Source organism: Chryseobacterium paridis, from assembly GCF_016595215.1.
Classification (GTDB): Bacteria; Bacteroidota; Bacteroidia; order Flavobacteriales; family Weeksellaceae; genus Chryseobacterium; species Chryseobacterium paridis.
Window position 1 is genome coordinate 367,687 of the sequence record NZ_JAENHK010000007.1, and the last position, 6,534, is coordinate 374,220.

Annotated in this window: 3 protein-coding genes; all 3 read left to right on the top strand. The window is 33.9% G+C overall.

Features of this window, described 5'->3' with window-relative positions; all coding sequences use genetic code 11:
* Positions 1–86 precede the first annotated feature (86 nt).
* Positions 87–1,940 carry a M1 family metallopeptidase gene (locus JHL15_RS08490; protein WP_234047719.1) on the top strand — a complete coding sequence of 618 codons (1,854 nt, stop codon included), beginning with the start codon at positions 87–89 and terminating at the stop codon, positions 1,938–1,940.
* A 228-nt stretch (positions 1,941–2,168) separates the two neighbouring features.
* On the top strand, positions 2,169–3,776 hold the full coding sequence (locus JHL15_RS08495; protein ID WP_200245046.1) for a T9SS type A sorting domain-containing protein: 1,608 nt from the start codon (positions 2,169–2,171) through the stop codon (positions 3,774–3,776).
* A gap of 4 nt (positions 3,777–3,780) precedes the next feature.
* A partial coding sequence (locus tag JHL15_RS08500; RefSeq protein WP_200245048.1) for a hypothetical protein occupies positions 3,781–6,534 on the top strand: 2,754 nt, incomplete at its 3' end.

The window sequence follows — 6,534 nt, forward strand, 5'->3', positions numbered from 1 at the left end:
TAAATCTAAAAATGAAAAAACTTTATCTATTAGTTTTATGCATCATTTCAGTACAATCATTGCATAGCCAAGATCAAAATGTTGAAATGAAGGGATTAATAGCAAAAGAGATGAAATCTTTTGCTTCGAAGATGACCGCTCCTAATGTTAATCCCAATACACTCAATTACGACTTGCAGTATCAGCGAATGGATGTTAATCTGGATCCGGCAGTTTATTCGATATCCGGTTCAGTAACTTCTCATTTTAAACCCAGTCAGAGTATGAGCAGTATCTATTTTGACCTTGCCAATACGTTAACCGTTTCTCAGGTTAAATACCACGGATCTAACCTTACCTTCCAACAGTTGGCTACAAAAGAGGTTAAAATAGATTTTCCAGCATCTTTACCAGCTAATGTACTGGATTCGTTAACTATACAATATTCCGGTCCACCGGCAACAAACAACAATGCATTTGCTACGGGTTCACAGAACGGGAATCTTATCCTGTCTACTTTAAGCGAGCCATATGGTGCACAAGACTGGTTTCCTACAAAGCAAAGTTTAAATGATAAGATTGATCGATTTGATTTTAAAATAACCACTCCGAACCAGTACAGTGTGGCCGCTAACGGAAAACTAATGTCGGAAACAGCACTTCCTAATAATAGAAAACTAACGTTCTGGAGAACAATGTACCCTACAAGTGCTTACCTGATAGCACTGGCAATTACTAATTTTGTTAAACTGAATGATACAATGGGGAACCCTCCTTTTCCTTTTGTAAATTATATTTATCCTACTACACAAACGAATACTGCTGTAATGTCTAATATTGAATGGACAAAACAAATAATGAATACTTTTGAAACCTATTTTGGTCCTTATCCTTTCCGTAATGAAAAATATGGGCATATGGAGTTTCAATATGGTGGAGTTTGTATGGAACATCAGACAATGTCTTCTATGAGTTCATGGGGAAAATCAGTTATAGCCCATGAATTGGCTCATCAATGGTTTGGAGATAAAGTAACTTGTGGTTCATGGAATGATATCTGGTTGAATGAAGGGTTTGCAACATTTGGTGAACATTTAGCCAATGAAAAATTGTTGATGACTCAGGCTGAGTTCATGAATTATTTATCAGGTCAAAAGGATTATATAACAAGTTCGACAGGAGGAAGTACTTATGTAGATGATGCTAACCTTGGAAATCAAAATGCTATTTTCAGTGGAAGGTTATCATATTCAAAAGGTGGTTATATTCTTAGAATGCTCAAGTGGATTTTAGGTGATGCCGCTTTCTATCAGGCTATCAAAGAATATCATTCCAGACCGAATTTAGCCTATAATTATGCTAAAACCTCTGATCTTAATGCTTCTTTATTGCAATCTACCGGCAAAAATTTCACTGAATTCTTTAATGACTGGGTATATGGTGAAGGCTATCCCATTTATGATATAAGATGGAGAGAGTCTTCTAATCAAACGATTACGATCAAAGTAGGGCAGACACAAAGTAATTCTTCTGTAAGCTTTTATGAAATGCCTCTTCCTATAAAGGTAAATGGTACTGCGGGACAGGTAGCTTATCTTACTTTGAATAATACTTCCAATAATCAATATTTTGTAGAATCTGTGCCATTTCCAATTGCTAGTGTACAGTTCAACTATGAATATCAGATTTTGGAAAGAAATTCTACGGTAACAAAAGATACTACATTAAGCACCGCAGATTTTGAGAAAGATCAATTTGCGCTCTATCCCAATCCAGCTAAAAGCGAATTGTATTTAAAAGGTATAGAAAAGTCAACAGATTTCACGATCTATTCGGCGGAAGGAAGATTGATCAAAACAGGAATTTATCAACCTAATAAATCGATTAATATCGCTGAATTAATTCCCGGAGTTTATGTGTTTAAAATAAAAGAAAGAAATATTAAGTTTGTGAAAGAGTAAAATTTTCCTAAAAATATACAAATAGTTGGCCCTCAATAATATCATATTATTGAGGGCTATCTTTTTATTTACATACTCAAACTATTTATTTAAAGTGACAAGTTTTGTCGTATTAGCAGTGTAACTTTGTAAAAATGAAGAGATAGGATCTCTATAATAAATCTTTTTACTGTGATCTAAAAAGATTATTTTTGCAAAAAAAAATATAACAACATTTAAACATAAAGGATGAAAAAACTCTACATAAGTGTATTTTCGATATGCACAATGCTGAGCCTTTCAGCTCAGGAAGTAATCTGGCAGAAGGATATCAAGTCCAATACTCAGGATTTTCTAAGCCAAGTGACAACGACAATTGATCAGCAGTATTTGATTACGGGGAGTGTTATTCAGGCTGGAGGTCAGAAGCTGGATGCTGGCAGTAATGCTAAGCAAAATAACGGATATGATTTTCATTTGGTGAAATTAAATCAACAAGGTGATCAGGTTTGGGAGAAATATTTTGCAGGGCAGAATCACGATTATTTATCTTCAACTGTAACAACTCAAGATGGTGGATTTCTTCTTTCAGGAACCACTTATTCTTCAAAGGGGTTAGATAAAAAAGATGATTCCAAAGGAGGATCCGATGTTTGGCTGATCAGAATCAACGAATTTGGTGATGAATTATGGCAAAAAACGTTAGGAACTTCTGCTGATGAAGAAGCTAGGGCTGTTATTCAAACTACAGACTTAGGATTTTTTGTTGCTGGAAACACAACTAAAGGCTATGGTTCAAAAGACTCGTGGATCATTAAACTGGATAAAAATGGAAAAGAACTTTCACAACTGATTTTAGGCGGAGCTGGTTTAGATGAAGTAGAGAAAATGATCCCAACGAAGGAAGGTGGAGCTTTATTAGGTATTTATTCGAGGAGTTCCGAGGTTCGAGGTTTGGGTTCTGTAAATGGAGAAACCTCGAATCCCGTATCTGGGTACCCAAAAATCACCAACAATGAAGGAGAAGGTGACTACTGGATTGTAAAGTTAAGCAAAGATGGAAAAGTAGAATGGGAAAAGAATTATGGAGGAAAAGGTGATGATCATCTAAGAACTCTAGCTGTAACATCTTCTGGATATATCATTGGAGGAGAATCAAGAAGTGAGAGATCAGGAAATAAGACTGTTGGAATCGAAGAAGGGACAGATTTGTGGTTAATTTCCCTTGATGAAAAAGGAAATGAGCAATGGCAGAAATCTTACAACTTTAAGAACAGGGATATTTTGATGGGAATGAGTGTTATAAGCGGGAAGCTGGATGATGGAAGTGGGAAGTCATCAACCAAAGGAATATTGTTGGGTGGATATACTCAGGCTGAGGGAAGAATGGAAACAGACGATGAAACATTCTGGATGTTATATCTGAATCAAGATGGTAATGAGCAGTGGAGAAAATATGTAAAAGGAGAATCGAGAAAGAGAGAGGAAAGATTGTCTGATATCAAACTCAACAGAGATGGTTCAATCATTTTAGCAGGAACCAGTGCGGAAGAGCTTGGAAAAGAAAACTGGAAGATCATAAAACTTGGAGATAAACAGCTTGATCAGTTGATAGAGAAACAGGATATTAAGATTTATCCGAATCCTGTATCTGACTATGCTTATGTCGAAATAGGTTTTGATTTCAAGGAGGCAGATATCACTTTATACGATATGGGAGGAAGACAACTGCAGACTTTGAAAACTAAAAATAAAGTGACGAAGATCAATACTCAGCCTTTAATTCAGGGAGCTTATCTGGTGGTGATTAAAACTGATACGAATAAAACAGCTAATGCTAAATTTATTAAGAAATAAAATTATGAAAAAGATATCTCTAATTATATGCAGTCTATTTTTTTATTATACTGCTAAATCTCAGGGTAACTTTAGAAATGAAGTAACTAATATCGTTCCCCCATCCCCACAATCAGAACAAATTACCACATATGGTAATCAGCCACTAAATGAATATAAGGGTATGGCTCAAATAAATATTCCTATTACAGGAATTAAAGAAAAAGACCTTTTCAATAATATTGAATTAAAATATTCAAAATTAGGTGTTCGCGTGAATGATGTTCCAAATAATGTTGGGATTAGTTGGCTACTTGATATGGGAGGGGTAATCACGAGGACAATATATGATTTGCCTGATGAGATGCAGCTCCCTTCTAAAAGATTAATTTTTGATAATTTATTTGGAGTGCATGATCTAACCCAATCGCCAAACGGCTCTGCAAATGCAACTCTGCTAAATACATATGTAAAAGATCCCACCCTGGATAATGAGGTGGATGTATTTAACATATCTGTAAACGGACTTAGTGGAAGTTTTTATTTAGATAAAGATTTGAACCCTGTACTATTAACTGACACTCATCAGTTTAAAATAGAGACCGTAGGGGATTTTAAAACGACTCATGAATTTATTTTAACAACCAATGAAGGGATAAAATATTATTTTGGTGGCAGTACTGCCATTGAGAAGACATTTATTAGAGCTAGTCTATTTGGTGGTTTTACAAGTTTTTATTTAACAAAAATTCAAAATGTTCAGGGAAGCCAGATAACTTTTGAATATAAAGACATTGGAGCAAAAATTATTCCTATGTCTGAAACTGAAAGAAAAGTTATCCAAAACCGAGTTTATACAGATTGTGCAAATCCGGTAAGAAGTTTGGGCTTGTCTAATACTCAGTCTGGTTATACTTTAACAATAAATAACTCTAAAATTTTAACCTTAATAACAGGAGACGAGAAAACAATTAAATTTAATTATGATTCTACAGATGTTGATCAATTATCTTCCATAGAAGTTTTTAACAAAGATAAAAAACATCAAGAATTTGATTTCATCTATCTGAATCCTACACCTATTAACAAGAGATCTTTTTTGTCGAATATCAAAATATATGACTTCGAAAATGGCGTCAAAACATTTAACAATGAATATGCTTTCGAATATAATGGTTCATTATCCCTAATACCTAAAAGAATGAGTAGAAGTACCGACGTGTTTGGTTTTTATAATGGGAGAACCTCTTCCACCTTATTACCTAATTTGAATTTATTAATTGGGGATGGAACACAAATTAATTTTCCTGATTTGGTAGGATTAGCAGATAGAAGATCTAGTTTTAGTGATGCCATAATAGGAACTCTAAGTTCAATAACCTACCCAACTAAAGGTAAAACTTCATTTGTATATGAGGGATTAGGACAAAAAGCTTTGGTAAATGGTGGGGCATATGAAGAACTTGATGCTGATACTGGTGTCAATGAAGCAACCACATTAATCAGCGGGAGTGAAGTAATGGATGATAAAATTAGTATCAAGTTATATATCTCTCAACACATAGTAAGTGGCCCTCCAGGCAATTTTACAGCTAATTTTAAAATATTAGATGCTACAACAAATGCAATCTTAAGTGATCAAAGTTTAATTTTACCCAAACCAGGTTTTCTTCAAGACGGACCATCTGAAAAGACTGTGACTTTTGATTTTACTACTGAAAAAAATAAGCAATATAAGTTTGTTATGAAATTGTTAAGAACAAGCTATCATGATATTGCAAATTATGATATGACATATAAAAATAAGTATGTCGAGGTAAATAATGTAGGGCTTAGATTAAAAAAAATATATGATTTTGATGGCGCTAATAATACAAATATTAAAAGATTATATTATACTTCATTTGATTATATTAAAAGAGCCGATCTGCTTCCAGATAATCTTTATCCTATAGGTGGCTTTACAACTTATCAATATGATATGGCAGGTTGTAAAGATACGAATGGGAATTATCTATTTACACCTAAAGCTATTCAACAAACCATTCTATCGTCACAAAGCTCCAGTAGCTATTTCGATATGAACCCTTCTTTCCCAGTAGTTACGGTTAGTTATGGAGGAGATAATTTTGAAAAAGGAGGAGAAGAAAAGAGATTTATAAATGGAGTATTAGATGAAACAACTGGTTTCTATTCACCTCCTCAGCCTTCAGGAACTGATTATTATGGAGATTCTTCTGATCTTAATTTAATAGCAGCCTCTGCAGGACAGGAGTTTAATAGAAGCGTTTTATATGAAGATTATAATGGAAGGTTAATAGAAAGTAGAGTTTTTTCAAGCTTAATTAATGGAAAAGCTTATATGAAACAAAAAACTATGTTTAATTATGATTTTATAGAATCAAAAAGCATCTATAATCTAATGGGGAAATCAGTATATGAACGTTATTCTTATTCATCAGGATTAGATCCCAATAATATTGTCACCAATTTAGCTCTGTTTTTCCTTCAAAGAAAATCTTATTCTACACCTCTTAATAACAAAGTAGAGACTCAGTATTTTGAAGATGTTCCTGTGGGTGTAGACAACGATTCCTCATATAAAAAATTAACTACAACGACCAATTATATCTATGACAATCCATTACATCACCAAGTGACCAAGCAAACCACAACTTCTCCAGATGGAACAGTAAATGAAACAAATTATCAATATGCTCACGAAAAAGGAAATCAAAAGTTGATTGCCGCCAATATGATTGGAATTCCATTAGAAACT